We start from the raw sequence: 24,741 nt of genomic DNA on the forward strand, positions 1-24,741 counted from the left end.
GTCCCGCACCTTTCATTGAGAGAAATCCCATGCCCGTGAACCTGTCCGCTCCCGATCCCGCCGCCTTGTTCGCGGTGCCCGGCGTCCGCATCGGCGTGGCCGAAGCCGGCGTGCGCAAGGCCAACCGCAAGGACCTGACCGTCGTGCTGATCGACGAAGGTTCGGCGGTCGGCGGCGTGTTCACGCAGAACCGCTTCTGCGCCGCCCCGGTGCAGGTCTGCCGCGACCACCTGAAGGCCAGCTACGGCATTCGCGCGATGGTGATCAACACCGGCAACGCCAACGCCGGCACCGGCGAAGACGGCCTGATGCGCACGCGTTCCACCTGCATCGCGCTGGCGCGCCACCTGGAGCTCGCGCCCGAGCAGATCCTGCCGTTCTCGACCGGCGTGATCATGGAGCCGCTGCCCGTGGACCGCATCGAGGCCGGCCTGCCGGCCGCGCTGGCCGACGCGTCGGAAAACAACTGGGCCCGTGCCGCCGAAGGCATCATGACCACCGACACGATCCCCAAGGCGTTCAGCCGCCGGGTGCAGATCGGCGGCGCCACCGTCACCATCACCGGCATCAGCAAGGGCGCCGGCATGATCCGCCCGAACATGGCGACCATGCTCGGTTTCATGGCGACCGACGCGAAGATCGACCCGGCGCTGATCCAGCCGCTGGCCACGCAGCTGGCCGACGCCTCGTTCAACCGCGTGACCATCGACGGCGACACCTCGACCAACGACTCCTTCGTGGTCATCGCCACGCAGAAGGCCGCGCACGCGACCATCACCTCGCTCGACTCGGCCGACGGCCAGGCACTCGTGGCCGCGATGCGCGACGTGGCCCGCCTGCTGGCGCAAGCCATCGTGCGCGACGGCGAAGGCGCGACCAAGTTCATCACCATCCAGGTCGACGGCGGCAAGGACGGGGCCGAGTGCCGCCAGGTGGCTTATGCCGTGGCGCATTCGCCGCTGGTCAAGACCGCTTTCTTCGCCAGCGACCCGAACCTGGGCCGCATCCTGGCGGCCGTCGGTTACGCCGGCATTGCCGACCTCGACCAGACCGGCATCGACCTGTTCCTCGATGACGTGCATGTGGCCGTGAAGGGCGGGCGCAACCCGTCGTACCGCGAGGAAGACGGCCAGCGCGTGATGAAGCAGAGCGAGATCACCGTGCGCATCGGCCTGGGCCGCGGCACCGCCAGCGACACCGTGTGGACCTGCGACTTCAGCCACGAATACGTGACTATCAACGCCGACTACCGGTCATGAACGAGCAGTTCCAGAAGCTCATCGAGCGCGCCGAACAGCTCATCGGCCGCATCGAATCGATCCTGCCGCAGCCGCTGGCCGCACCGACCGACTGGAGCGCCTCCATCGCCTGGCGCTACCGCCGCCGCAGCTCCGGCCATGGCGTGCTGGAGCCCGTGAAGCACGTGGCCACGATGGCGCTCGATTCGCTCAAGGAAATCGACGTCCAGAAGGAAAAGATCGAGCGCAACACGCGCCAGTTCGTCGAAGGCAAGCCGGCCAACAACGTGCTGCTGACCGGCGCACGCGGCACGGGCAAGTCGTCGCTGATCCGCGCGTGCCTGCAGGCTTACGCGCCGCAGGGCCTGCGCCTGATCGAGGTCGACAAGGCCGAGCTCACCGACCTGCCGGACATCGTCGAGGTGGTGTCGCAGCGTCCCGAGAAGTTCATCGTCTTCAGCGACGACCTGAGCTTCGACGAGGGCGAGCCGGGCTACAAGGCGCTCAAGTCGATCCTCGACGGCTCGATTGCCGCCTCGACGCCCAACGTGCTCATCTACGCGACCAGCAACCGGCGCCACCTGCTGCCCGAGTACATGAAGGACAACCTCACGTACAAGCACACGGACGACGGTGAGGTGCATCCGGGCGAGGTGATCGAAGAGAAGATCTCGCTGTCGGAGCGCTTCGGCCTCTGGGTGAGCTTCTACCCCTTCAGCCAGAACGAATACCTGACGATCGTGGGCCAGTGGCTCTCGTCGTTCGGCGTCGACGACGCGGCGATTGCAGCGGCGCGACCCGAGGCGCTCGTGTGGGCGCTGGAGCGCGGTTCGCGCAGCGGCCGCGTGGCCTACCAGTTCGCGCGCGACTACGCAGGACGGGCCGGCGCGTGAGCGAGGCTGAGCGCAAACACACCGAAGTGGCCGTCGGCGTGCTGATCCGGCTGGCCGACGATGCGTTGTTGCTCACCACGCGGCCCGAAGGCAAGGCCTACGCGGGCTACTGGGAGTTCCCGGGCGGCAAGATCGAAGCCGGTGAAACGGTCGAAGAAGCCCTGCGTCGCGAGCTGCAGGAAGAACTGGGCATCACCATCGGCGGCGCCGAGGTCTGGAAGGTCACGGAGCACGACTACCCGCATGCGCTGGTGCGCCTGCACTGGTGCAAGGTGACGGACTGGACCGGCGAGTTCGAAATGCGCGAAAGCCAGGCCATGGCCTGGCAGCAACTGCCGCTCGACGTGGCGCCGGTGCTGCCGGGCGCGCTGCCGGTGCTGGCGTGGCTGGTCGAGGAACGCGGCCTGCCCGCGTCGGCCGCCGAGGCGGTGTCGAGCGTCGCCTGACGACGCACGGCACGACCGTGGTCCAGAAGTAAGAGATATGCATCCCAAGTACCGTGCCGACATCGACGGCCTGCGCGCCGTGGCCGTGGCCTCGGTCGTCATCTTCCACGCGTTCCCGAAGCTGCTGCCGGGCGGCTTCATCGGCGTCGACATCTTCTTCGTGATCTCGGGCTTCCTGATCACGACGATCATCATGCAGAGCCACGCGGCCGGCGATTTCAGCTACCGCGATTTCTACGCACGGCGCATCCGCCGGATCTTCCCGGCGCTGATGCTGGTGCTGGCGGGCGTGCTGGCCTTCGGCTGGTACGTGCTGCTGAACAAGGAATTCGTCGAGCTGGGCAAGCAGGCACTGGGCGGCGTGGGCTTCGTGGCCAACTTCGTCTTCTGGAGCGAGGCCGGCTACTTCGACACGGCCGCCGAGACCAAGCCGCTGCTGCACCTGTGGTCGCTGGGCATCGAAGAACAGTTCTACATTTTCTGGCCGCTGCTGCTCGGGCTGGCCTGGCGCAGGCGTTGGCCGATCGTGCGCGTGTTGTGGGTGCTGGCGGTGGTGTCCTTCCTCATCAACGTGACGACGATCCACCCGTTCCGCACGGCGGCCTTCTATTCGCCGGCCTCGCGCTTCTGGGAACTGATGGTGGGCGGCATCCTGGCCTGCATGCGGATGAAGCCGTCGGCGCCGAGCGTCTGGCGCAGCCATGTGCAGTCGGTGCTGGGCGTGGGCCTGATCGTGCTGGGCCTCGTGATGATCCGTAGCGACAAGGCCTTCCCCGGCTGGTGGGCGCTGCTGCCGACGCTGGGCGCGGTGAGCTGCATCGCGGCCGGCCCGACGGGTGTGCTGAACAAGTACTTCCTGTCGAACCGCGCGATGGTGTGGATCGGCCTGATCAGCTATCCGCTGTACCTGTGGCACTGGCCGCTGCTGGTGTACGCGCGGATCGTCAAGGGCGCGGAGCCGTCGGTGGGCACGCGCGTGACGATGGTGGTCGCGAGCGTGCTGCTGGCCTGGCTGACCTACCGCTTCATCGAGCGGTTCACGCGGGCCCGCCTGGGCGCAGGCATGCTGCGCACGCTCGTGGGCACCGGCGCCTTCGTGGCCGTGGCCGGCGTGGCCGTGCTCAACGGTTTGCCCGCCCGCCACAACAGCGAGCTGCTGCAGAAGGTGACCGACGCGACGGTGGACGGCGACTACTACGCCGGCTTTTCCTCGGAAAACTTCGGACCCTACGCGGTGAATCGCATCGGCAACGGCGCCCGCAAGGTGCTGCTGATCGGCGACAGCCACGTCATCGAATACGGCCCGCGCGCCGCGGAGCTGGCGCGCCTCGCGCCCGAGCGCATGGCGACCACGTACTTCTTCACCTACGGCGCGTGCCCGGCCATTCCGAACGTCTTCGCCGAACAGAACCCCGGCTGCGGCCCGGCCCGCGACCAGTGGATGGCGATGGCGCGCGACCCGCAGATCGACACCGTGCTGATCGGCAGCTGCTGGAACTGCTACTTCACGGGCGATTTCCCGCTGGATTACGTGCTGCGCGCGAACGGCACGTCGCTCTCCCTGACCCGCGGCGACCGCGCTGGCATCGAGCCCTCGCTGGTGGCGCTGCAGGCGTGGGTGACCGAGCTGGTCAAGCAGAAGAAAAAGGTCTACCTGCTGCTGGACAACGCGCTGGGTGACGACTTCGAACCCCGCCGCATGATCGAGGGCAGCCGCCTGCGCACGCTCTCGGTGGTGGGCAATTCGCCGACCGCGCCCGTGCTCGCCGACCAGGTGAAGCTCAACCAGCGGCTCCTGCAGATCGCGGCCGCCAGCGGCGCGGAGGCGATCGACGTGCTGGGCGCCCTGTGCAAGGACGGCCAGTGCCCGCGGACGATGCCCGACGGTGCGCCGGCCTACAAGGACCACGGCCACCTGCGGCCCGCGTTCACGCGGCAGTTCGCGACCTACCTGGACAAGGTGTTCCTGGAAGAGGGCGTGCAGCCCGCGGCGGCCAACTGACGACGACCCCGCAGCCCTGGCTGGGCTGTGGCGGCGTGCAGGGCAATCTATTGCTGCAGCTTGGGATCGCCGAAGGGCTCTTCGTCGGGCGGTGTCTCCGCCGGCATCCTGAATTCCTCGGTCGCCCAGGCGCCGAAGTCGATGCCCTTGCAGCGTGCGCTGCAGAACGGCCGGAACGGGTTGCGTTCCGCATAGACGCTGTCGCCGCCGCAGGTCGGGCAGCGGACGATGCGTTCGTCTTCTTTCTTCTTGCTCACACCGGGCCTCACGCGCAGAGGGTCAGTTCGAAGGGGGTGTCTTCGGTGCTTGGGTGCAGGCGGTCGTCGGCTTCGTGCCGCATGAGCCGCACCGAGACCATGAGGCGGTTGCCGCTGATTTCCGGGACCAGGCCCAGCTTGGGATCGATGCGCAGCCGCAGCAGCTGGAAGCTGCGTCCCTGCGGCAGGTTCTGCTGAAACTGCCCGTGGGTGGCGATCACCTTGTAGGGCACGTCGGCGTCGCGCAGCAGCTTGAGCAGCAGGTAGATCGACGAGGCCAATGGCGACAGCGTGTTCGACCAGCGTTCCAGGTCGGCGCGGCGGCTGGCCGGCGTGCGGTGCTGCCAGGCGTAGTAGGCGGGCAGGTCGAACTCGCAGGTGCCGCCCGGAATGCCGGCGCGGCTGCGGATGCTCATGAGCCACTCGTTCTCGGTGAGTGCCTGTCCCGCCTTGCCGGCCACGCCGTTGAGCGCGCTGAAGTTGCGTTCGAGCTGGTCGACGACCTGGTTCAGCACCGTCTCGGCGATGGCCGGATTGCCCCGGTAGCTGTTGAAGACGTTCTTGTGCTTGTCGAGGTCGCGCAGCACGTCGGCCTTGAGGTCGGCGCGCGCCGCCACGTCCATGATCTCGAAGATCGTGACCAGGGCGTAGTGGTGCGAAAGCGGCGATTCCGAGGGCACCAGTTCCCCGAGGCGACGGAACAGATGCTCCAGCCTCAGGTACGTGCGGATGCGCTCGTTGAAGGGGTACTCGTAGAGGATCACGCGTATTTGTCGGTTTCCTGTCGCGGAATCATAACTTCAGGGCGATTTGGAAGGGGGTGTGGGCATCACTTCACGCACCGCGGCCAGCATGCGCTCGCCGAGGGCGAGCTGTCCGTGCATGGACATGTGCGTGTCGTTCGAGAAGTAGAAGTCGCGGATCTGCGTGTGCTTTTCGCGGGTGAAGGCGTACAGGTCGGGGCCCAGCTTCGCGTCGCGGAAGCCGCTTTCGAAGTCCTTCGAGAAATCGGGCTTGAGGTAGACCGTGGTCTTGTTGGGCACCACCATCCACAGGAGCGGGATGGTGCTGTGCGCAGTGGTGAAGTTCTTCATTCGCGCCAGCGTGTCGGAGGTCAACGGGCCATTGTCCTCGTCTTCCTGGAAGAAGGGCATCCGGTCGCACTGGCGATGCGAGAAGAATTTGCAACCGTCGGGGACTTTCCTTACCCAGGTGTCACGATCGAAATAGGTGTCTACCGGCGAGTTCTTGGCCTTCCACGTGTGGTAATAGGTCACGACACCGGTCATGTACTGCACTTCCCAGTTGGGCGCGAAGGCCGGCACGGTCTCGTCGGGCTCGATGAGGGGCTCGGCCTTGGCGCTGTAGGGGAAGATGGTCTTGCCGTCCTTGCAGCGCTCGCTGTAGCGCATGCGCATGTCCAGCAGGCGCTCCACGCTTTCGATGATGACCAGCTTGCCCTTGAAGCCGGAGTCGTGGACCCACTGGCTGAAGTCGCCGCACAGCGATTCGCCGTACTGGCCCCAGTACGAGGTCGAGACCCGGTAGCCGGCCTTGGCGAGCACGGACTGCCAGCGGTGCGTCATGGAGAAGCTGTCGCCGACGACCATCACGTCCGCCTGTTCGATGGGTGTGCTGGCGAGGTAGACCGGGTCGACCTTGGGCGGCGGGTCGCGCCAGCCGAACTCGCGTTCGGACAGGCGCCCGATGCGCGTGAGGTCGCCGTAGGGCACCGGGCTGGTGAGCGAAATGATCCACAGGGCCATCAGGACGAAGTAGCCGAAGAGGAAGAACCGCAGCCAGACTTTCGCGGGCGTCGTGGTCGTCGTCATGTCGAATCAGAATTGGAAATAGAGGAAGGGGCTGTAGCCGCCCAGCTTCGAAACGCACCACGCGAACAGTGCGAAGGTACCGATGGCGAGCACCACGGTCGACAGGCGGGCCATCACCGGGCGGCCGGCCATCGACTTCGGATGGGGAATCCAGCGCTCCAGGGTGATGGTCGGCGGCAGCGTCAGGCAGATGACGATCGCCACCAGCATGAGCTGGAAGAACTCCGGCTTGCGGAACGGCACCTTACCGAACTCGCTGAACGCCGAGACCGGCGCGCCGTGCAGGCCCAGCATGCCCTTGTAGATGGACATGGCCGTGTTCATGCCGTCGGCGCGGAAGACGATCCAGGCCACCACCACGCACAGGAAGGTCAGCAGCCAGCCGAGCACGCGCGCGATGCGCCCCGGGGTGGCGTTGCGGCGGACCTTGGCGTTCCAGAGGTGGTTGACCATCAGGAACGCGCCGTGCATCGCGCCCCAGACCACGAAGGTCCAGGCCGCGCCGTGCCACAGGCCGCCCAGCAGCATCGTGAGGAACAGGTTCAGGTAGCGCCGCGCCGGGCCCTTGCGGTTGCCGCCCAGCGGCACGTAGAGGTAGTCGCGCAGGAAGGTCGACAGCGAGATGTGCCAGCGGCGCCAGAACTCGATGATGTTGGTCGACTTGTAGGGCGAGCGGAAGTTGAGCGGCAGCTGCACGCCCAGGCACATCGAGAGGCCCACGGCCATGTCCGAGTAGCCCGAGAAGTCGAAATAGATCTGCAGCGTGTAGGCCAGCGCGCCAAACCATGCGGTGTACAGCGTGGGCTCGATGCCCTTGTGAACGCCGTTGAACATCAGGTCGGCGTACTGCCCCATGGGGTCGGCGATCAGCAGTTTCTTGGCGAGGCCGAAGACGAAGATCGTCAGGCCGATGGCGACCTTGTTCGGGTCCATCCGGTAGGTCGCGGGGTTCGCGAACTGCGGCATCATCTGCGCGTGGTGCAGCACCGGGCCCGCGATCAGGTGCGGGAAGTAGGTGACGAACAGCACGTAGTGGATGAAGCTGCGCTCGTGCACCTTGCCCTGCCAGCAGTCGACCAGGAAGGCGATCTGCGTGAAGGTGTAGAACGAGATGCCGATCGGCAGCACGATGTGCACCAGATCGATCGGCGTGAGACCCGCGGCGACCAGCCCCGCATCGACGTTTTCCAGGAAGAAGTTGGCGTACTTGAAGACGGCCAGCACGCCCAGGTTGATCACCAGCGAGGCGATCAGCAGCGTCTTGCGCTTGCGGTCGTTGCGTCCCGGCGCGGGCGTCAGCTGCAGGCCGAACCAGTAGTTGACGCAGATGGAACCCAGCAGCAGCGGCAGGGCCTGCACGCTCCACCAACCGTAGAAGAACAGCGAGGCCAGTCCGAGGAAGCCGGCGGCGGCGCGGGCGTTGCGCTTGCCGATCAGGAAGAACCCGATCAGGACCAGCGGGAAATAGACAAAAATGAAGGGATACGAGTTGAAAAGCATCTCGGGGAGGGCACTGCAGGGGCGAGCGCCTTTTTGTCGTAATCGTTATAGAGCCGCCGGGGCGGCTGGTCTCGGATTATCGCGTGGTGGCCGCAGCCCACAGCTTCCAGAGACCCCGCACCTCGGTGCCCAGTTCCGCGAGCGTCAACGACTCGTTGTAAATCACGGCGTCGGCGGCGGCCCGGCGCGCCTTGCGCGGCGCCTGCTGGGCGATCACGGCACGCACGGCTTCGGGCTCCCATCCCGAGCGTGCGACCACACGCTGCAGCTGCGTGTCTTCGCGGGCATCGACCACCAGCACGCGGTCCACGAGGGCGCGCCAGCGGCCGGATTCGACCAGCAGCGGGACGTCGAACACGACGACGGCGTCGCCGGCGGCGGTGGCTTGGCGTTGCGTCTCGGTGCCGATCAGCGGATGCAGGATGGCTTCGAGGCGAGCTTTGGCGCCCGCATCGGTGAACACCAGCTGGCGCATGGCGGCCCGGTCGAGGCCGCCGTCGGGGGCGATGACGGAAGGGCCGAACGCGGCCTCGAGGGTGGGCATCGCAATGCCGCCGGCCTGCGCGATGCTGCGTGCGATGGCGTCGGTGTCGACCAGCACCGCCCCTTCGGCCACCAGCAGCGACGCGACCGTGCTCTTGCCGCTGCCGATGCCGCCGGTCAGGCCGATGCGCTTCACCGCCATGCCGCTGTCGTCCTCAAAGGGCCAGGGCCCCGAAAGGGAAGGCGAAGGGAATCCACTGCTTGACGACGGCGGGACCGGCCACGAGGCAGATCAGGCCGGCGCCGGCCAGGAAGGGGCCGAAGGCGATGGGAATGTCCTTGTGGGCCAGCTTGCCGGCGAAGCGCAGCGTGAGGCCGATCACGGCGCCCACCACCGAGGAGACGAGGATGATTGCAATGAGGTAGTCGGCGCCGAGCCAGGCGCCCAGAGCGGCGAGCAGTTTGAAGTCCCCATGTCCCATGCCTTCCTTGCCTGTGGCCAGGCGGTAGGCATGGTACACAAGCCACAGGCTCAGGTAGCCGAACACGGCGCCCCAGACCGCGGTGTTCAGGCTGACGCCGGTCCAGCCCATGGCGGCACCGACCAGCCCGAGCCAGAGCAGCGGGTAGTTCAAGGCGTCGGGCAGGAACTGGGTGTCGAAGTCGATGAGGAACTGGCAGATCAGCACGGCGCCGAAGGCCGCCCAGAGCGCGCCCGTGGGGGTGATGCCGAAACGGTACGCGCACAGGGCGAACAGCGCGCCCGTGATCAGCTCGACGAGCGGGTAGCGGGGGCTGATCGAGGTCTTGCAGTTGGCGCACCGGCCACGCAGCACGAGGTAGCTGAGCACGGGGATGTTCTGGTACCAGCGAATCTTGTGACCGCAGGCACCGCACCGCGAAGCAGGGCGAGACAGGTCGAAAGGCGGCAGTTTCTCGAGGGCTTCAGCCGCCTTGTCCGCGGCTGTTTCTAGACCTGCGGGCGGCACCGCCTTCGGGCCGAAGACCAGCGACCAGAGCGATGGCATGTCCTTCGATGACATGAGGTTGGCGACCGCATCGCTCAGCCAGCCCCGGTACATCATGACCGGGGTGCGGTAGATCACCACGTTGAGGAAACTGCCGATCAATAGCCCCAGCACACCGGCCAACGCGGTGTCGAACCCTTGCGACACCAGCATCAGACGACCTGGCCGAGCTTGAAGATGGGCAGGTACATCGACACCACGATGCCGCCGATGATGACGCCCAGGAACACGATGATGATGGGTTCCATCAGGCTGGAGAGGCCGGCAACCATGTCGTCGACTTCGGACTCGTAGAAGTCGGCGGCCTTGCCGAGCATGTGGTCGATCGAGCCTGATTCCTCGCCGATGGCGGTCATTTGAATCACCATCGAGGGGAACAGGTTGACGTTGGTCATGGCCGTCGTGAGGCTGGTGCCGGTCGAGACCTCCTGCTGGATCTTGGCGGTGGCGTCGCCGTACACCGAGTTGCCCGATGCGCCGCCCACCGAGTCGAGCGCCTCCACCAGCGGCACGCCGGCCGCGAACATGGTGGCGAGCGTGCGGGTCCAGCGGGCCACGCAGGATTTCTCGATCAGCGTGCCGAAAATGGGAATGCGCAGCAGCAGGCGGTCCATGACCTTCTGGACGCGCTCATTGCGTTTCCACGCTTGCAGAAAGAAATAGATGCCACCACCGAGCACGCCGAAGATCAGCCACCAATAGGAAACGAAGAACTCGCTCATTGCCATCACGAAGAGCGTAGGCGCGGGCAGGTCAGCACCGAACGAACTGAACACCTGCTTGAAGGCAGGGATCACGAAGATCATGATGATCGCCACCACCACGAAGGCCACGACGACCACCGAGGTCGGGTACATCAATGCCGACTTGATCTTGGACTTGATCGCTTCGGTCTTTTCCATGTAGGTCGCCAAGCGGTCGAGCAGGTCCTCCAAAATACCGGCCGCCTCACCGGCTTCCACCAGGTTGCAATAGAGGTTGTCGAAGTACTTCGGAAACTTGCGAAAAGCGGCCGACAGCGAGGTGCCGGTCTCGACATCGCTGCGGATGTCGTTCAGCAGCTTGGCGACACTCGCGTTCGCGTTGCCGCGACCCACGATGTCGAAGGACTGCAGCAGCGGCACCCCGGCCTTCATCATGGTCGCGAGCTGGCGCGTGAAGATCGCGATGTCCTTGGGCTTGATCGCCTTGCCCGAGCGCATGCGGCGCTTCTTGATCTTGGAGGCCAGCACGCCCTGGCGACGCAAGGCCGCCTGCACCTGGTTCTCCCCGGCGGCGCGAAGTTCGCCGCGCACCAGCTTGCCGTTGCGGTCCTTGCCTTCCCATTCGAAGACGAATTCCTTGTGAGTGACCTGGGAGCGGGAGGATGCCACTGTTGCCATTCGATCTCCGGTGTTCAGTGTGTTCGTTATAGGTTGGTGCAGGCGACGACTTCTTCGAGTGAAGTGAGGCCCTGCATGACTTTGCGAAGGCCGGACTGGCGCAGCGAGCGCACGCCTTCGGCTTCGGATTGGTTCGCGATGTCTAGCGCACTGCCGTCGCGCAGGATGATTTCCTGGATGGCTTCCGAAATCGGCATCACCTGGTAGATGCCGACCCGGCCCTTGTAGCCGCCGCTGCAGGCGGCGCAGCCGACCGGGCGGTAGGGCTTCCAGGTGCCGTTGATGTCTTCGTCTTTGAAGCCGGCATCGAGCAGGGCTTCGCGCGGGATGTCGATCGGTGCGCGGCACAGCATGCACAGGCGGCGCGCGAGGCGTTGCGCGGTGATCAGGATCACGCTCGACGCGATATTGAACGGCGCGATGCCCATGTTGCGCATGCGCGTGAGCGTGGTCGGGGCGTCGTTGGTGTGCAGCGTCGACAGCACCAGGTGGCCCGTTTGCGCGGCCTTGATCGAGATGTCGGCGGTTTCGAGGTCGCGGATTTCGCCGACCATGATGATGTCGGGATCCTGCCGCAGGAAGGCGCGCAGCGCGGCCGCGAAAGTGAGGCCGGCCTTCTCGTTGACGTTGACCTGGTTGACGCCGGGCAGGTTGATTTCCGACGGGTCTTCCGCCGTTGCGATGTTGACGCCGGGCTGGTTGAGCAGGTTCAGGCAGGTGTAGAGCGACACGGTCTTGCCCGAACCCGTGGGGCCGGTCACCAGCACCATGCCATAGGGGCGGCCGATGGCGTGGAGGAGTCGCTCTTTTTCGTCGGCGTCGTAGCCCAGGGCGTCGATGCCCATGCGCGCGCTGCTCGGGTCCAGGATACGCACGACGATCTTTTCGCCGAACAGCGTGGGCAACGTGCTCACGCGAAAGTCGATCACGCGATCGGGCCCGATCTTGAGCTTCATGCGGCCGTCTTGCGGCACGCGTTTTTCCGAGATGTCGAGCCGCGAAATGACCTTGATGCGCGAGGCCAGCTTGTCCTTGATGACCGTGGGTGGGCTGGCGATTTCGCGCAGCTCGCCGTCGACTCGAAAGCGCACCCGGTAGTGGTGTTCGTAGGGCTCGAAGTGGATGTCCGAGGCTCGCATGCTCACGGCGTCGAGCAGCATCTTGTGCAGGAAGCGCACCACAGGTGCGTCTTCGACCTCGGCGATGGCCTGTTCGTTGGCGTCGCCCGAGGTGTCGGCCGTGACGTCGTCGAACTCGAACTCGGTGCCGACGATGCTGTTGATCGTTTCCGCAGCGCTCGCAGCGGCGGCTTCGATCATGCGCGAGAGCTTGTCGTACTCCGCGATGACCCAGTCCACGCCCATCTGCGACGCGAACTTGATTTTTTCCGCGGCCTGCTGGTCCGACGGGTCGGCCGTCGCGACGATCAGGCGGTTGTTGCGCTTGCTGAGAACGACGATGCGGTACGCATGGCAGAGCTTCGGATCGAGCAGGTCCTTGGGCAGGCGCTGGTGATCGATGGCATCGAGGTCGAGCAGCGGGGCGCCGAAGGCGCTTGAGAGGGTGTGGGCGAGGTCCGCAGCCGAAACGGCGCCGGTGCCGGTCAGTTCGGCGATGAAGCTGGTGCGGCCGCTCAGCGACTTCTGATAGATGTCTTCGGCTGTCTTCGCCGCGAGCTTGCCGGCCGACACGAGGGCGCGCGCCAAGCCGGGAAGGGCGATCTGCGTAGTTTCTTTAACGGGAATTTCGGCAGCGGCCATTCAGCGAATGCAAAAGATGTGAAAAAGTGCTTCACGATCATCGCTGAACACGCCTGTGCTGTAAATCGTTACACAGCAACAGGGGCTGACATTAACTGGACCAGTCGAGAAAAACTGGTCGGGGTGAGAGGATTCGAACCTCCGGCCTCTACGTCCCGAACGTAGCGCTCTACCAGGCTAAGCTACACCCCGATTGGTTGCAAGAAAAAGAACTCGTCCTAGATGCCAACTCTGTGGAGGTGTTTCAGGCACGTCGCTCAAGCAACTGAGCCGCTAATTGTAGCAAACCTGAAGCGTGCAAATTCGACGGAAGGTCGCGCAATGCATGAATTGCGCGTTCGGCCTCTGCTGCAGCGGCTGCGCGCGAGGCTTCCAGCGCGCCGGTTTCGCGAACGATCTCGACGATTTTCCCCAGCTGGGCGGTATCGCCGGCCTCGATGGCGGCACGCACCAAAGCGCTCTGTTCGGGGGTGCCGCGTTGCATGGCAAAGATCAGTGGCAAGGTGGTCTTGCCTTCGCGCAGGTCGTCGCCGACGTTCTTTCCGGTTTCCTGGGCATCGCCTGCGTAATCGAGCACATCGTCGATCACCTGGAAGGCCGTCCCCAGCGCCTGTCCGTAGGTGGCGCAGGCTTCTTCGACTTCGGGCGTCGTGCCGGCCAGCACGGCCGCCAGGCGGGTGCTCGCCTCGAAGAGCTTGGCGGTCTTGGAGCGGATCACGCGCAGGTACGCCGCTTCGTCCAGAGAGGCGTCGTGCATGTTCATCAGTTGCAGCACTTCGCCTTCCGCGATCACGTTGGTCGCTTCGGCCAGGATCTGCATGATGCGCATGTTGTTTGCATCCAACATCATCTGGAAGGCGCGCGAATACAGGAAGTCGCCCACCAGCACGCTGGCGGGGTTGCCGAAGGATTCGTTGGCGGTGGCGCGGCCCCGGCGCAGGGTCGATTCGTCGACCACGTCGTCATGCAGCAGCGTGGCGGTGTGGATGAACTCCACCACGGCCGCCAGGTTGAAGCGCTGTTCGCCGGTGTAGCCGAGCGCGCCTGCCATGAGCAGCAGCAGCGCCGGCCGCAGCCGCTTGCCGCCGGCCGAGATGATGTATTGCGAAACCTGGCTGACCAGCGGAACGCCGGTGTTCAGGCGTTGGGCGATCACACGGTCGACTTCGACCATGTCGCCGGCAATCAGGTCCAGCACGGTGGCGGTGGGGGAGGTGTCGGCGGCGGGAACTGGCAAAGCGAAGGCGCGGGGCGCTGCGAGGATGAGGGCGGCCCTGGGGGCCGGAACGCGGGAATTATAGGGAGCCGTGCACGATTCCCTGGAGCGTCTCAGCGTCGGGGTGGTGAGTGTTCGCAAACCGCGCTATAATCTTGGGCTCTGCGGAATTCGCTGCGGAGACTCATTTCTAAGAGGTTTACATGTACGCGGTCATAAAAACCGGCGGCAAGCAGTATCGCGTTGCTTCCGGCGAGAAAATTAAAGTAGAACAGATTGCTGCGGACGTAGGCCAGGAAATCGTGATCGACCAGGTTCTGGCTGTCGGAAACGGCGCTGAAATCAAGGTTGGTACGCCCCTGGTGTCCGGCGCAACGGTGACAGTCACGGTACTGTCGCACGGCAAGCACGACAAGGTCGGCATCTTCAAGATGCGCCGTCGCAAGCACTATCAGAAACGTCAAGGCCATCGCCAGCAGTTCACCGAACTGCAAATCGGCGCGATCGCCGGCTAAGGAGCAGATTCCATGGCACAGAAAAAAGGCGGCGGCTCCACGCGAAACGGGCGCGATTCCAAGCCCAAGATGCTCGGCGTGAAGGCCTTCGGCGGCGAACTGATCAGCGCAGGCTCGATCATCGTGCGCCAGCGCGGCACCCAGTTCCACCCCGGCGTGAACGTCGGCGTGGGCAAGGACCACACGCTCTTCGCCCTGGTCGACGGCCACGTGTCGTTCGGTCACAAGGGTGCGCTGAACAAGCACATGGTCAACGTGACGCCCGCGGCCTAAGCCCCGCAGTCACTTCGATCTTTCCGAGGCCCCGCATTGCCGGGGCTTCTTCATTTGTAAACTGGACATCCCATGAAGTTCGTCGACGAAGCCTTCATCGACATCGCCGCGGGCGATGGCGGCAACGGCTGCGTGTCGTTCCGTCATGAGAAGTACAAGGAGTTCGGCGGCCCCAATGGCGGCGACGGCGGCCGTGGCGGCCACGTGTTCGCGGTGGCCGACTCGAACCTCAACACCCTGGTCGATTTCCGCTACTCGCGCCGGCACGAAGCCAAGCGCGGAGAGCACGGCATGGGCTCCGACATGTTCGGCGCCGCCGGCGACGACATCGTCCTCAAGATGCCTGTCGGCACGATCATCACCGACGCTGAAACGGGTGAGGTGTTGTACGAGCTGCTCAAGGACGGCGAGGTCATCACCATCGCCAAGGGCGGCGACGGCGGCTTCGGCAACATGCGCTTCAAGAGCGCGATCAACCGCGCGCCGCGCCAGAAGACGCCCGGCTGGCCCGGCGAGAAGAAGAGCCTCAAGCTCGAACTCAAGGTGCTGGCCGATGTGGGCCTGCTGGGCATGCCGAATGCCGGCAAATCGACGCTGATCAGCGCCGTTTCGAACGCCCGCCCGCGCATTGCCGACTACCCCTTCACCACGCTGCACCCGAACCTCGGTGTCGTGCGCGTCGGCCCCGAGCAGAGCTTCGTGGTGGCCGATTTGCCCGGTCTGATCGAGGGTGCCTCGGAAGGCGCCGGCCTTGGTCACCTGTTCCTGCGTCACCTGCAGCGCACTCGCCTGCTGCTGCACGTGGTCGACATGGCGCCGTTCGACGACAGCGTCGATCCGGTCGCCCAGGCCAAGGCCCTCGTGGCCGAGCTCAAGAAGTACGACGCGGCGCTGCACGAGAAGCCGCGCTGGCTGGTGCTGAACAAGCTGGACATGGTGCCGGACGACGAGCGCGCCGCGCGCGTCAAGGACTTCGTCAAGCGCCTGCGCTTCAAGGGCCCGGTCTTCGAGATCTCGGCGCTCACGCGCGAAGGCTGCGAGCACCTGATCAAGGCCGTGTACCAGCAGGTCAAGGCGCAGCAGGTGGCCGAGCATGAAACCGTCGTGGTCGATCCGCGCTTCGTTCCGCTGCCGCCCGAAGGAAACTGAGGGCGTCGCGGCACCTTCGGTGCTGCAAAATGGATAGCAGGCAGCGCAGGCTGCATTCCTGAAACACGCCTTCTTTCTTCATGACCTCGAATTCCGGTTCCACTGCCTTGCGGGATGCCCGCCGTATCGTCGTCAAGGTGGGCTCCAGCCTCGTGACCAACGAGGGGCGCGGCCTCGACGAAGGTGCCATCGGCGAGTGGTGCCGGCAACTGGCCGAGCTGGTGCGCGACGGGCGCGAAGTGGTCATGGTGTCGAGCGGCGCGATCGCCGAGGGCATGAAGCGCCTGGGCTGGAAGACCCGTCCGCACGAAGTGCACGAGCTTCAGGCGGCGGCGGCCGTCGGGCAGATGGGCCTGGCCCAGATGTACGAGACCAAGCTGCGCGAGAACCAGATCGGCAGCGCGCAGGTGCTGCTCACGCACGCCGACCTCGCGGACCGCGAGCGCTACCTCAATGCACGCTCGACCCTCGTCACGCTGCTGCGCCTGGGCGTGGTGCCGGTGATCAACGAGAACGACACGGTGGTCAACGACGAGATCAAGTTCGGCGACAACGACACGCTCGGCGCGCTGGTCGCCAACCTGGTCGAGGCCGATGCGCTGATCATCCTGACCGACCAGAAGGGCCTGTACACGGCCGACCCGCGCAAGGACCCCGACGCGAAGTTCGTGCATGAAGCCGCCGCAGGCGACCCGGCGCTCGAAGCCATGGCGGGCGGCGCCGGCTCGAGCATCGGGCGCGGCGGCATGATCACCAAGATCCTCGCGGCCAAGCGCGCGGCGGGGTCCGGTGCTTCCACGGTCATCGCCTGGGGCCGCGAAGCCGACGCGCTGCTGCGGCTCACGCGCGGCGAATCCATCGGCACGCTGCTGGTGGCGCAGACCGCCAAGCACCAGGCACGCAAGCGCTGGATGGCCGATCACCTGCAACTGCGTGGTGCCGTCATCGTCGATGCCGGTGCGGCTGCCAAGGTGCGCGGCGAAGGCAAGAGCCTGCTGCCGATCGGCATGACGGGCGTGTCGGGTGAGTTCTCGCGCGGCGACGTGATCGCGGTGCGCGACGTCGACGGCGTCGAACTGGCCCGCGGGCTGGCCAACTATTCGAGCGTGGAGGCCCGGCTGCTGTGCCGCAAGCCTTCGGCCGAGTTCGAGCGGCTGCTGGGCTACGCGGCCGAGCCGGAGATGGTGCACCGCGACAACATGGTGCTGATGCCCGGTTGATCTTCAGGGCGGGGCGCCATGCCCCGCCGATGCTTCAGGGCAGTTCACGCAGCGGATTGCGGATGTTCTGCACCATCTCTGTGACCGAACTGCGCGGCGCGTTGCCGCGGCACAGGCCCTGCGACGCCAGCGCCGGCACGTAGCTGGAGTTCATGTCCCTCACGCGCTTCCACTCGGGCGACTTCGTTTCCTGCCAGGCGCCGTTGTTGTAGCGGGCATAGCTCTTCATTTCCGCCGTCGAGCAGCGCACGCCTTCGTAGAACGCATTGACGGCACCGCCGGCCCGGTTCTGCGCCACCACCACGTAACGCACGATGCCGTCCTTCGTGATGGCGATGGTGTTCGGATCGACGCCGAACTTCAGCGTCATGTAGGGCGGCATCGCGATCGGCAGCAGACGGCTTTCGCTGAAGGCGGGCGGCGGCGGCACCGCGGTTTCTTCCCACTCCTTGTCCTGCTCCGTGCTCTTGGGCGCGGGTGGCATGCCGGCCTGGGCCCAGTCGGGGTTGTCGGTGTCGTAGCCGCGGGAGGCGCAGGCGGCCAGCAGGCCGACGCAGGCGATGACGAGCGCACGCTCAGCGTGGCGTCGGGAAAGAAGAGGGCGCGCTGTTCTTGGGAGGAGGTTCATCGCTCGCAGAAGGAATGTCGGGATGCGGGTCGAAGCTGCCGCCGGGCGGCAGATCGAGGCCTGCGGGCGCTCCATGGTCCAGCGTGTGGCGCTCGAATTCTCGGGCGCGCACGTTGCTGCGCAGGAAGCGGTTGCGGAAATCCTGCCGGGGCAGGTAGCGAGCAAGCTCGGTAAGCGCCATCTCGTAGACGCCGCGCTTGAACTCGACGACCACGTCGAGCGGGACCCAGTAGTCATGCCAGCGCCAGGCGTCGAATTCGGGATGGTCGGTGGCACGCAGGTTGAGATCCCAGTCGTGGCCGACAAGTTGCAGCAGATACCAGATCTGCTTCTGGCCTTTGTAGTGGCCCCGTGCGTCACGGCGGATGAACCGATCCGGCACCTCGTAGCGCAACCAGTCGCGGGTACGGGCCACGATGCGCACATGCTCCGGGTGGAGCCCGACTTCCTCGTGCAGTTCCCGGAACATGGCTTGCTCGGGACTTTCGCCACGGTCGATGCCGCCTTGCGGAAACTGCCAGGAATGCGTGCGTATGCGCTTGCCCCAGAAAACCTGGTTTCTCTGGTTGAGCAGGATGATGCCGACGTTGGGCCTGAAGCCGTCCCGGTCGAGCATAATCAAACCCCAATTTTTGAACTGAGTCGATTATGCATGCCGGGTTGCACTCGGCAAGCGACCGGTTCCGGGCTCTCAGGGTCTCTCCGGGGTGCCTGTCTCCCTCCTCACTTCGAACCCACCTGCGCGATCCCGATGAAAGCTTCCCGATTCTTTGTCTCCACCCTGAAGGAAGCGCCCGCTGACGCCGAGGTCGCGAGCCACCGCCTCATGATGCGGGCCGGCATGATCAAGAAGCTCGGCACGGGCATCTACACGTACATGCCCATGGGCCTGCGCGTGATCCGCAAGGTCGAGGCCATCGTGCGCGAGGAAATGAACCGCGCCGGCGCCGTCGAGCTCACGATGCCCGTGGTGCAGCCGGCCGAGTTCTGGCAGGAGACCGGGCGCTTCGAGAAGATGGGCCCCGAGCTCTTGCGCATCAAGGATCGCCACGACCGCGACTTCGTGATCCAGCCGACCAGCGAAGAGGTGGTGACCGACATCGCGCGCCAGGAAATCCGCAGCTACAAGCAGCTGCCGAAGAATTTCTACCAGATCCAGACCAAGTTCCGCGACGAGCGCCGTCCGCGCTTCGGCCTGATGCGCGGGCGCGAGTTCATCATGAAGGACGCCTACAGCTTCGACCGCGACCTCGACGCGGCCAAGGCCAGCTACCAGGTGATGGCCCAGGCCTACCGCAACATCTTCGACCGCTTCGGCCTGCGCTACCGCGCCGTGGCGGCCGACAGCGGCGCCATCGGCGGCGACCTGAGCGAAGAGTTCCAGGTGATCGCCGCCACCGGCGAAGACGCCATCGTCTACTGCCCCGACAGCAATTACGCCGCCAACATGGAAAAGGCCGAGGCCCTGGCCCCGGCGGGCCCGCGTCCTGCCGCCGCCAACGCGCTCGAGAAGACGCCCACGCCCGGCAAGAGCACCTGCGCCGACGTGGCCGAACTGCTCGGCGTGCCGCTGGCCACCACGGTCAAGTCGCTGGTGCTGGCCACCGACATCCTCGACGACGCCGGCAACGTCAAGGGCGCGCAGATCTGGCTGCTGCTGCTGCGCGGCGACCACGACATGAACGAGATCAAGGTAAGCAAGCTGCCTGGCCTGGACAAGGGCTTCCGCTTTGCCACCACCGCCGAGATCGACGAGCACTTCGGCTGCAAGCCGGGCTACCTCGGCCCGCTGAACCTCAAGAAGCCCGTCAAGCTCGTGGCCGACCGCGAGGCCGCCGTGCTGGCCGACTGGATCACCGGCGCCAACGAAATCGACTTCCACATGACCGGCGTCAACTGGGGTCGCGACCTGCCTGAGCCGGACCTGGTCGCCGACCTGCGCAACGTGGTCGCCGGCGACGCCTCGCCCGACGGCAAGGGCGTGCTGGCCATCGAGCGCGGCATCGAGGTGGGCCACGTCTTCGTGCTGGGCACCAAGTACAGCAAGGACATGAACGCCACCTACCTCGACGAAGGCGGCAAGCCGCAGTTCCTCGAGATGGGTTGCTACGGCATCGGCATCACGCGCCTGCCGGCCGCCGCCATCGAACAGAATCACGACGAGCGCGGCATCATCTGGCCCGACGCGCTGGCGCCGTTCACGGTCGTGGTCTGCCCGATCGGCATGGACCGCAGCCCCGAGGTCAAGGTTGCGGCCGAAGCGCTCTACGAAGAACTGCTGGCCAAGGGCGTCGACGTGCTGCTCGACGACCGCGGCGAGCGCCCCGGCGCGATGTTCGCCGACTGGGAGCTGATCGGCGTGCCGCACCGCGTGGTCATCTCGGACCGCGGCCTCAAGGAAGGCCAGCTCGAGTACCAGGGCCGGCGCGACACCGCCGCCACCAAGGTGCCCGCGGCCGGCATCGCCGACTTCATCGCCGGCAAGCTCGCGGCATGAGCGTGGCGGGGGGCCTTTCGCGACGCAGCTGCCTGCTGGGCAGCGCCGCCGCCGGCGCCCTCACTGCTTTGTCGCTGCCGCAAACGGCCTGGGCCGGCGCGCAGATCGAAGAGCCGCTGATCGACTCGGTGCGCACCGCGCTGAGCTCGGCCATCCATAACAAGGCGCCGCCGGTGCCGCAGTTCGCCGACACCGAGGCCCGCCTTGCGTACCTGCGCTGGCTCGGCGAGATGAGCGAGCGCCTGCGCAAGAAGGTCGCCGACCCGGCCACGCGCATCGAGTTCCTGCAGACCGTCTGGTACGAGGCCAAGCGCTCGGGGCTCGACGTGAGCCTGGTGCTGGGCCTGATCCAGGTCGAGAGCAACTTCCGCAAGTTCGCGGTCTCCAGCGCTGGTGCGCGCGGTTACATGCAGGTGATGCCGTTCTGGACCCGCGTGATCGGCGACAGCGATTCGGCCAAGCTGTTCCACATGCAGACCAACCTGCGTTTCGGCTGCGTGATCCTGCGCCACTACCTCGACCGCGAGAAGGGCGACCTGTTCATGACGCTGGGCCGCTACAACGGCAGCCGGGGCCGCGCGCCGTACCCGAACGCGGTGTTCGCGAACCAGCGGCTGTGGGCGTACGTCGACAGGGACCGCTCGGCGGCCTGAAGGTCGTTGCTCAGTCGGCGACCACCGCCTTGGCGGTCGCCGAGCCCTTGGTGACCATCACCTGGTCGATGCGGTAGCTGTCGACGTCCATCACCTCGAAGGTGTAGCCGCCCCAGGTCACGCTGTCCGTGCGCTTGGGCACGCGGCGCAGCATCACCATCAGGAAGCCGGCCAGCGTCTCGTACCCCTCGGCATGCGGCAGCTCGTCGATGTGCAGGGCGCGCTGCACGTCCTGGATGGGCGTGATGCCGTCGATCAGCCACGAGTTCTCGTCGCGCTTCACGATCTGCTCTTCTTCGGGTGTCGAGGTCGACACCAGGTCGCCCATCACCGTGCTCATCACGTCGTTGAGCGTGATCACGCCCACCACCAGGCTGTACTCGTTGACGATGATCGCGAAGTCTTCGTGCGCCTGCTGGAACTGCTCCAGCACCTCGGTGAGCGAGAGCCGGTCGGGAATCACCAGCGCCTTGTGCAGTGTCAGGCCCTGGTCGAAGGCCAGCGGCTGGCCGCTGAGCACGCGCTGGAACATGTCCTTGGCGTCCACGTAGCCCAGCACGTGGTCGATGTCGCCGTCGCACACCGGGTAGGCGGAATAGGGCTCGGCCACGATGCGCGCGCGCAGCACCGATTCGGGGTCGTCATGCAAAAACCAGGCGATGCTCTCGCGCGCGGTCATCACGCTGCTGACGAGGCGCGTGTCCAGCTCGAACACGTTGGCGATCACCTGCTGCTCGCGCGCCGCCAGCACGCCGGCCTGCGCGCCGGCCTCGGTCATGGCCAGGATGTCGGCCGAGGTGATCTTGTCGTCGCGCGCCATCGGCATGCCCAGCACCTTGAACAGCAGGTCGGTCGCGCGCGTGAAGAACCACACCAGCGGCTTGAAGGCGGTGATCAGCAGCAGCATCGGCCCGACGATGCGCACCGCGAGCCGTTCGGGCGCGCTCATGCCCAGGCGCTTGGGGAACAGGTCGGCGAACACCAGGAACACCGCGATCACGATCACGAACGAGCACAGGAAGGCGATGTTGGCCGCCACTTCCACGCTGAGCCAGTTCTCGAAGAAGCGGGCGAAATACGGGCTCAGCGAGCCTTCGCCGACCACGCCGCCGAGGATCGCCACCGCGTTCAGGCCGATCTGCACCACCGTGAAGTAGTGGCCCGGCTGCTCCTGCACGCGCAGTACCTTTTCCGCGCGCGGGTCGCCCTCGTCGGCCATCTGGCGCAGACGCAGGCGGCGCGAGGCGGCCAGGCAGATTTCGGCGAGGGAGAAGAAGGCGCTCATCGCGATCAGCAGCGCGATGATGAGCAGGCTTTGGGTGAGAGTCATGGCGGCACGTCGTAGACCGCCATGGTGCCATGACTGGCACCGGGTTCGGGCGCGCGCGGGGCGCGGCGCCCGTCAAACGGGGAGCGGAAGGCTCAGGCGGACGCGCCGCCGCCGATCACCTGCTGCAGCTCGCCCGACTCGTACATCTCCATCATGATGTCCGAGCCGCCCACGAATTCGCCCTTCACGTAGAGCTGGGGGATGGTGGGCCAGTTGCTGTATTCCTTGATGCCCTGGCGGATGCCGTCGTCTTCGAGCACGTTGACGGTCTTGAGCGTCTTGGTGTCGACGCCCACGGCCTTGAGGATCTGGATGGCGCGGCCCGAGAAACCGCACATCGGGAAGCTGGCGTTGCCCTTCATGAAGAGCACGAGTTCGTTGGACTTGACGAGGTCGTCGATGCGTTGTTGAGCGTCGGACATGGGGACTCCTGAAGAAAAGTGGGCTGGGGGGATTATTTCACCGTGCGCCAGATGCCGCCGGAGCAGCGCGCGATGCCGGCGAGGTCGTCACGGCTTTGCACCTCGGCAAAGCCGCGTTCGGCCAGCAACTGGCGCACGGCCTCGGCCTGGTCGTGGCCGTGCTCCAGCAGCAGCCAGCCGCCGTCGGCCAGGTGGGTGGGCGCGTCGCGCACGATCTGGCGGATGTCGTCCAGGCCGTCGGCGCCTGCGACCAGCGCGCGGGTGGGCTCGTGGCGCAACGCGGGCAGGTGCGGATCGCCGGCGGCGATGTACGGCGGGTTGCTGGCGATGACCGCGTAGCCGTCGGCGGCGCCGTCGAGCCAGCTCGATTCGGTGAAGCGCACGGGCAGGCCCAGGCGCTGCGCGTTGGCCCGGGCCACGGCGAGGGCGTCGGCGCTGGCGTCGACCGCGTCGACCTGCGCGTCGGGGCGCGCATGCTGCAGCGCCAGCGCGATCGCGCCGCTGCCGGTGCCGAGGTCGAGCACGCGCGGGGCCGGGCGGCCATCGAGGCAGGCCAGGGCCCACTCGACCAGCGTTTCGGTGTCGGGGCGCGGCACCAGCACGCGGGCATCGACCTGCAGCTGCAGGCCGTGGAATTCCTTCTCGCCCAGCAGGTAGGCGACCGGCTCGCCCGCCGTGCGGCGCGACAGCTGGCGCGCGAACGCGGGCCATGCGTCGTCGGGAAACGGGTCGGTGTCGTGCGCGAGCAGCCAGGCGCGGTCGTTCACGGGGCGGCCCAGCGCGTGCAGCAGCAGCAACTGGGCGTCGAGGCGGTCGATGCCCAGGGCCACGGCCGCGGCCAGTGCCTGCGCCACGGTGGATGGTGCGGAGGCTTCGGTCATCACGCGGGCAGGCTCGATTCCAGCTCGGCCAGCTGCTCGGCCTCGCGCGCGGCGCGCAGCGCCTCGAGCACGTCGCCCAGGTCGCCTTCCATGATCGCCAGCAGCTTGTAGAGCGTGAGGTTGATGCGGTGGTCGGTGAGCCGGCCCTGCGGGAAGTTGTAGGTGCGGATGCGGTCCGAGCGATCGCCGCTGCCGATCAGGCCCTTGCGCATGGCGGCGTCCTTGGCGGCGCGCTCGCTGCGCTCCTTTTCCTGGATGCGTGCCGACAGCACCTGCAGCGCCTTGGCCTTGTTGCGGTGCTGGCTGCGGTCGTCCTGGCACTCGGCCACGATGCCGGTCGGGATGTGCGTGATGCGCACGGCCGAGTCGGTCTTGTTGATGTGCTGGCCGCCCGCGCCGCTGGCGCGGTAGGTGTCGATGCGCAGGTCGGCCGGGTTGATCTGCACCGCCACGGTCTCGTCGGGCTCGGCCAGCACGGCGACCGTGCAGGCGCTGGTGTGGATGCGCCCCTGCGTCTCGGTGGCCGGCACGCGCTGCACGCGGTGGCCGCCCGACTCGAAGCGCAAGTGGCCGAACACGTCGTCGCCGACGATGCGGATCACCACTTCCTTGTAGCCGCCGAGCTCGCTCTCGCTTTCGCTCACCACCTCGCAGCGCCAGCCGGCGCGCTCGCAGTAGCGCGTGTACATGCGCAGCAGGTCGCCCGCGAACAGCGCCGATTCGTCGCCGCCCGTGCCGGCGCGGATTTCCATGAAGGCGTTGCGCGCGTCGTCGGGGTCCTTGGGCAGCAGCAGGCGCTGCAGCTCGTCTTCGAGCTGCACCAGCTCGGCTTCGGCACCGGTGATTTCTTCTTTAGCCATCTCGGCCATGTCGGGGTCGTCGAGCATCTCTTGCGCGCCCGCGATGTCGGCCTCGCGCTGCTTGAAGCGCTCATAGCGACCGGCGATCTGCGTGACCTCGGCGTGCTCGCGCGAGATGGTGCGGTACTGCGCCATGTCGCTCATGATGTCTTCGCGCGAGAGCAGGAAGTCGAGCTCGCCCAGGCGTTGGGCGTAGCGTTCGAGTTGGTGGCGCAGAAAGGATTTCACGACGGAAGGGGCTCGAAAAATGGGGAGGGGAACGCCGCAGTGCAGCGG

Annotated in this window: 25 protein-coding genes and 1 tRNA gene; 10 read left to right on the plus strand and 16 right to left on the minus strand. The window is 66.3% G+C overall.

Features of this window, described 5'->3' with window-relative positions; genetic code table 11:
- The first annotated feature begins 29 nt into the window (after positions 1-29).
- The 4 genes from argJ to ACAM42_RS07875 are packed head-to-tail and all read left to right on the plus strand — an operon-like array spanning position 30 to position 4,579.
- Positions 30-1,259 carry a bifunctional glutamate N-acetyltransferase/amino-acid acetyltransferase ArgJ gene (argJ, locus tag ACAM42_RS07860; protein WP_369631659.1) on the plus strand — a complete coding sequence of 410 codons (1,230 nt, stop codon included), beginning with the start codon at positions 30-32 and terminating at the stop codon, positions 1,257-1,259.
- Entirely contained in the window at positions 1,256-2,131 is an 876-nt protein-coding gene (locus ACAM42_RS07865) for an ATP-binding protein (RefSeq protein WP_354342961.1), read from the plus strand. The genes argJ and ACAM42_RS07865 overlap by 4 nt, the downstream gene beginning before the upstream one ends.
- Positions 2,128-2,577, plus strand: a complete 450-nt coding sequence (locus ACAM42_RS07870; RefSeq protein ID WP_369631660.1) for an NUDIX domain-containing protein — start codon at positions 2,128-2,130, stop codon at positions 2,575-2,577. Before ACAM42_RS07865 ends, ACAM42_RS07870 begins: the two co-directional genes overlap by 4 nt.
- A 37-nt stretch (positions 2,578-2,614) precedes the next feature.
- Positions 2,615-4,579: an acyltransferase family protein gene (locus ACAM42_RS07875; protein ID WP_369631661.1), complete on the plus strand. Its 1,965-nt coding sequence runs from the start codon at positions 2,615-2,617 to the stop codon at positions 4,577-4,579.
- A gap of 47 nt (positions 4,580-4,626) precedes the next feature.
- Here ACAM42_RS07875 and ACAM42_RS07880 read toward each other — a convergent pair whose 3' ends face one another.
- From ACAM42_RS07880 to ACAM42_RS07925, 10 genes are all read right to left on the minus strand, one after another.
- On the minus strand, positions 4,627-4,836 hold the full coding sequence (locus ACAM42_RS07880) for a DNA gyrase inhibitor YacG (RefSeq protein ID WP_369631662.1): 210 nt from the start codon (positions 4,834-4,836) through the stop codon (positions 4,627-4,629).
- 8 nt (positions 4,837-4,844) lie between these two features.
- The gene (zapD, locus tag ACAM42_RS07885) at positions 4,845-5,600 is read right to left on the minus strand and encodes a cell division protein ZapD (RefSeq protein WP_070063618.1); all 756 of its coding nucleotides are present in this window, start codon (positions 5,598-5,600) and stop codon (positions 4,845-4,847) included.
- 36 nt (positions 5,601-5,636) lie between these two features.
- Complete coding sequence (locus ACAM42_RS07890; protein ID WP_369631663.1) at positions 5,637-6,668, minus strand: hypothetical protein; 1,032 nt, start codon at positions 6,666-6,668, stop codon at positions 5,637-5,639.
- Positions 6,669-6,674: 6 nt separating this feature from the next.
- A complete protein-coding gene (locus ACAM42_RS07895) occupies positions 6,675-8,168 on the minus strand; it encodes an MBOAT family protein (protein ID WP_095743910.1) in 1,494 nt (497 codons plus the stop codon).
- Between the two features lie 76 nt (positions 8,169-8,244).
- Positions 8,245-8,853 carry a dephospho-CoA kinase gene (gene coaE / locus ACAM42_RS07900; protein ID WP_369631664.1) on the minus strand — a complete coding sequence of 203 codons (609 nt, stop codon included), beginning with the start codon at positions 8,851-8,853 and terminating at the stop codon, positions 8,245-8,247.
- A 13-nt stretch (positions 8,854-8,866) separates the two neighbouring features.
- Positions 8,867-9,832 (minus strand): A24 family peptidase, encoded by a 966-nt coding sequence (locus ACAM42_RS07905; RefSeq protein ID WP_369631665.1) that lies wholly within the window; start codon positions 9,830-9,832, stop codon positions 8,867-8,869.
- Positions 9,832-11,061 carry a type II secretion system F family protein gene (locus ACAM42_RS07910; RefSeq protein ID WP_369631666.1) on the minus strand — a complete coding sequence of 410 codons (1,230 nt, stop codon included), beginning with the start codon at positions 11,059-11,061 and terminating at the stop codon, positions 9,832-9,834. Before ACAM42_RS07910 ends, ACAM42_RS07905 begins: the two co-directional genes overlap by 1 nt.
- 26 nt (positions 11,062-11,087) lie before the next feature.
- Positions 11,088-12,821: a type IV-A pilus assembly ATPase PilB gene (gene pilB, locus ACAM42_RS07915; protein ID WP_369631667.1), complete on the minus strand. Its 1,734-nt coding sequence runs from the start codon at positions 12,819-12,821 to the stop codon at positions 11,088-11,090.
- Between the two features lie 115 nt (positions 12,822-12,936).
- Positions 12,937-13,013, minus strand: a tRNA-Pro gene (locus tag ACAM42_RS07920).
- 52 nt (positions 13,014-13,065) lie between these two features.
- Positions 13,066-14,058 (minus strand): polyprenyl synthetase family protein, encoded by a 993-nt coding sequence (locus tag ACAM42_RS07925; RefSeq protein ID WP_070063612.1) that lies wholly within the window; start codon positions 14,056-14,058, stop codon positions 13,066-13,068.
- A 182-nt stretch (positions 14,059-14,240) separates the two neighbouring features.
- On the opposite strand from ACAM42_RS07925, the gene rplU reads away from it, so the two are divergent.
- The 4 genes from rplU (at position 14,241) to proB (ending at position 17,194) form a co-directional block, all read left to right on the plus strand.
- Positions 14,241-14,552 carry a 50S ribosomal protein L21 gene (gene rplU / locus ACAM42_RS07930; RefSeq protein ID WP_042578903.1) on the plus strand — a complete coding sequence of 104 codons (312 nt, stop codon included), beginning with the start codon at positions 14,241-14,243 and terminating at the stop codon, positions 14,550-14,552.
- Between the two features lie 12 nt (positions 14,553-14,564).
- Complete coding sequence (gene rpmA, locus ACAM42_RS07935; protein WP_013543198.1) at positions 14,565-14,825, plus strand: 50S ribosomal protein L27; 261 nt, start codon at positions 14,565-14,567, stop codon at positions 14,823-14,825.
- Positions 14,826-14,897: 72 nt separating this feature from the next.
- Entirely contained in the window at positions 14,898-15,974 is a 1,077-nt protein-coding gene (cgtA, locus tag ACAM42_RS07940; protein ID WP_062474512.1) for an Obg family GTPase CgtA, read from the plus strand.
- A gap of 80 nt (positions 15,975-16,054) precedes the next feature.
- Positions 16,055-17,194, plus strand: coding sequence for a glutamate 5-kinase (proB, locus tag ACAM42_RS07945; protein ID WP_062474510.1), 1,140 nt, complete (start codon positions 16,055-16,057; stop codon positions 17,192-17,194).
- A gap of 34 nt (positions 17,195-17,228) precedes the next feature.
- Here the strand turns inward: proB and ACAM42_RS07950 are convergent, their stop codons facing one another.
- Positions 17,229-17,822, minus strand: a complete 594-nt coding sequence (locus ACAM42_RS07950; RefSeq protein WP_369631668.1) for a CNP1-like family protein — start codon at positions 17,820-17,822, stop codon at positions 17,229-17,231.
- A complete protein-coding gene (locus ACAM42_RS07955) occupies positions 17,770-18,438 on the minus strand; it encodes an RNA pyrophosphohydrolase (RefSeq protein ID WP_062474507.1) in 669 nt (222 codons plus the stop codon). The genes ACAM42_RS07950 and ACAM42_RS07955 overlap by 53 nt, the downstream gene beginning before the upstream one ends.
- A 135-nt stretch (positions 18,439-18,573) precedes the next feature.
- Between ACAM42_RS07955 and ACAM42_RS07960 the strand changes: the two genes are divergently transcribed.
- Positions 18,574-20,319, plus strand: a complete 1,746-nt coding sequence (locus ACAM42_RS07960; protein ID WP_369631669.1) for a proline--tRNA ligase — start codon at positions 18,574-18,576, stop codon at positions 20,317-20,319.
- On the plus strand, positions 20,316-20,972 hold the full coding sequence (locus ACAM42_RS07965; RefSeq protein WP_307637102.1) for a lytic transglycosylase domain-containing protein: 657 nt from the start codon (positions 20,316-20,318) through the stop codon (positions 20,970-20,972). Before ACAM42_RS07960 ends, ACAM42_RS07965 begins: the two co-directional genes overlap by 4 nt.
- 10 nt (positions 20,973-20,982) lie before the next feature.
- On the opposite strand, the gene ACAM42_RS07970 is transcribed toward ACAM42_RS07965, so the two are convergent.
- The 4 genes from ACAM42_RS07970 to prfA all read right to left on the minus strand — a co-directional run bounded on the left by ACAM42_RS07970 (position 20,983) and on the right by prfA (position 24,693).
- Positions 20,983-22,302: a hemolysin family protein gene (locus ACAM42_RS07970; RefSeq protein ID WP_369631670.1), complete on the minus strand. Its 1,320-nt coding sequence runs from the start codon at positions 22,300-22,302 to the stop codon at positions 20,983-20,985.
- Positions 22,303-22,394: 92 nt separating this feature from the next.
- Positions 22,395-22,724, minus strand: coding sequence for a Grx4 family monothiol glutaredoxin (gene grxD / locus ACAM42_RS07975; RefSeq protein ID WP_062474501.1), 330 nt, complete (start codon positions 22,722-22,724; stop codon positions 22,395-22,397).
- A gap of 32 nt (positions 22,725-22,756) precedes the next feature.
- Positions 22,757-23,605 carry a peptide chain release factor N(5)-glutamine methyltransferase gene (gene prmC, locus ACAM42_RS07980; RefSeq protein ID WP_369631671.1) on the minus strand — a complete coding sequence of 283 codons (849 nt, stop codon included), beginning with the start codon at positions 23,603-23,605 and terminating at the stop codon, positions 22,757-22,759.
- Positions 23,605-24,693: a peptide chain release factor 1 gene (prfA, locus tag ACAM42_RS07985; RefSeq protein ID WP_369631672.1), complete on the minus strand. Its 1,089-nt coding sequence runs from the start codon at positions 24,691-24,693 to the stop codon at positions 23,605-23,607. The genes prmC and prfA overlap by 1 nt, the downstream gene beginning before the upstream one ends.
- Between the last annotated feature and the right edge of the window lie 48 nt (positions 24,694-24,741).

This window comes from Variovorax sp. V35, from assembly GCF_041154465.1.
Classification (GTDB): Bacteria; Pseudomonadota; Gammaproteobacteria; order Burkholderiales; family Burkholderiaceae_C; genus Variovorax; species Variovorax boronicumulans.

Excerpts from the sequence above, each read along its gene's own strand:
- ACAM42_RS07905 (WP_369631665.1), bottom strand. The coding sequence starts at position 9,832 with ATGCTGGTGTCGCAAGGGTTCGACACCGCGTTGGCCGGTGTGCTGGGG.
- ACAM42_RS07950 (WP_369631668.1), bottom strand. The coding sequence starts at position 17,822 with ATGAACCTCCTCCCAAGAACAGCGCGCCCTCTTCTTTCCCGACGCCAC.
- prmC (WP_369631671.1), bottom strand. The coding sequence starts at position 23,605 with ATGACCGAAGCCTCCGCACCATCCACCGTGGCGCAGGCACTGGCCGCG.
- coaE (WP_369631664.1), bottom strand. The coding sequence starts at position 8,853 with ATGGCGGTGAAGCGCATCGGCCTGACCGGCGGCATCGGCAGCGGCAAG.
- ACAM42_RS07910 (WP_369631666.1), bottom strand. The coding sequence starts at position 11,061 with ATGGCAACAGTGGCATCCTCCCGCTCCCAGGTCACTCACAAGGAATTC.
- cgtA (WP_062474512.1), top strand. The coding sequence starts at position 14,898 with ATGAAGTTCGTCGACGAAGCCTTCATCGACATCGCCGCGGGCGATGGC.
- argJ (WP_369631659.1), top strand. The coding sequence starts at position 30 with ATGCCCGTGAACCTGTCCGCTCCCGATCCCGCCGCCTTGTTCGCGGTG.
- ACAM42_RS07965 (WP_307637102.1), top strand. The coding sequence starts at position 20,316 with ATGAGCGTGGCGGGGGGCCTTTCGCGACGCAGCTGCCTGCTGGGCAGC.
- ACAM42_RS07955 (WP_062474507.1), bottom strand. The coding sequence starts at position 18,438 with ATGCTCGACCGGGACGGCTTCAGGCCCAACGTCGGCATCATCCTGCTC.
- ACAM42_RS07875 (WP_369631661.1), top strand. The coding sequence starts at position 2,615 with ATGCATCCCAAGTACCGTGCCGACATCGACGGCCTGCGCGCCGTGGCC.
- rplU (WP_042578903.1), top strand. The coding sequence starts at position 14,241 with ATGTACGCGGTCATAAAAACCGGCGGCAAGCAGTATCGCGTTGCTTCC.
- ACAM42_RS07960 (WP_369631669.1), top strand. The coding sequence starts at position 18,574 with ATGAAAGCTTCCCGATTCTTTGTCTCCACCCTGAAGGAAGCGCCCGCT.
- rpmA (WP_013543198.1), top strand. The coding sequence starts at position 14,565 with ATGGCACAGAAAAAAGGCGGCGGCTCCACGCGAAACGGGCGCGATTCC.
- ACAM42_RS07970 (WP_369631670.1), bottom strand. The coding sequence starts at position 22,302 with ATGACTCTCACCCAAAGCCTGCTCATCATCGCGCTGCTGATCGCGATG.
- grxD (WP_062474501.1), bottom strand. The coding sequence starts at position 22,724 with ATGTCCGACGCTCAACAACGCATCGACGACCTCGTCAAGTCCAACGAA.
- ACAM42_RS07895 (WP_095743910.1), bottom strand. The coding sequence starts at position 8,168 with ATGCTTTTCAACTCGTATCCCTTCATTTTTGTCTATTTCCCGCTGGTC.
- proB (WP_062474510.1), top strand. The coding sequence starts at position 16,055 with ATGACCTCGAATTCCGGTTCCACTGCCTTGCGGGATGCCCGCCGTATC.
- pilB (WP_369631667.1), bottom strand. The coding sequence starts at position 12,821 with ATGGCCGCTGCCGAAATTCCCGTTAAAGAAACTACGCAGATCGCCCTT.
- ACAM42_RS07890 (WP_369631663.1), bottom strand. The coding sequence starts at position 6,668 with ATGACGACGACCACGACGCCCGCGAAAGTCTGGCTGCGGTTCTTCCTC.
- ACAM42_RS07865 (WP_354342961.1), top strand. The coding sequence starts at position 1,256 with ATGAACGAGCAGTTCCAGAAGCTCATCGAGCGCGCCGAACAGCTCATC.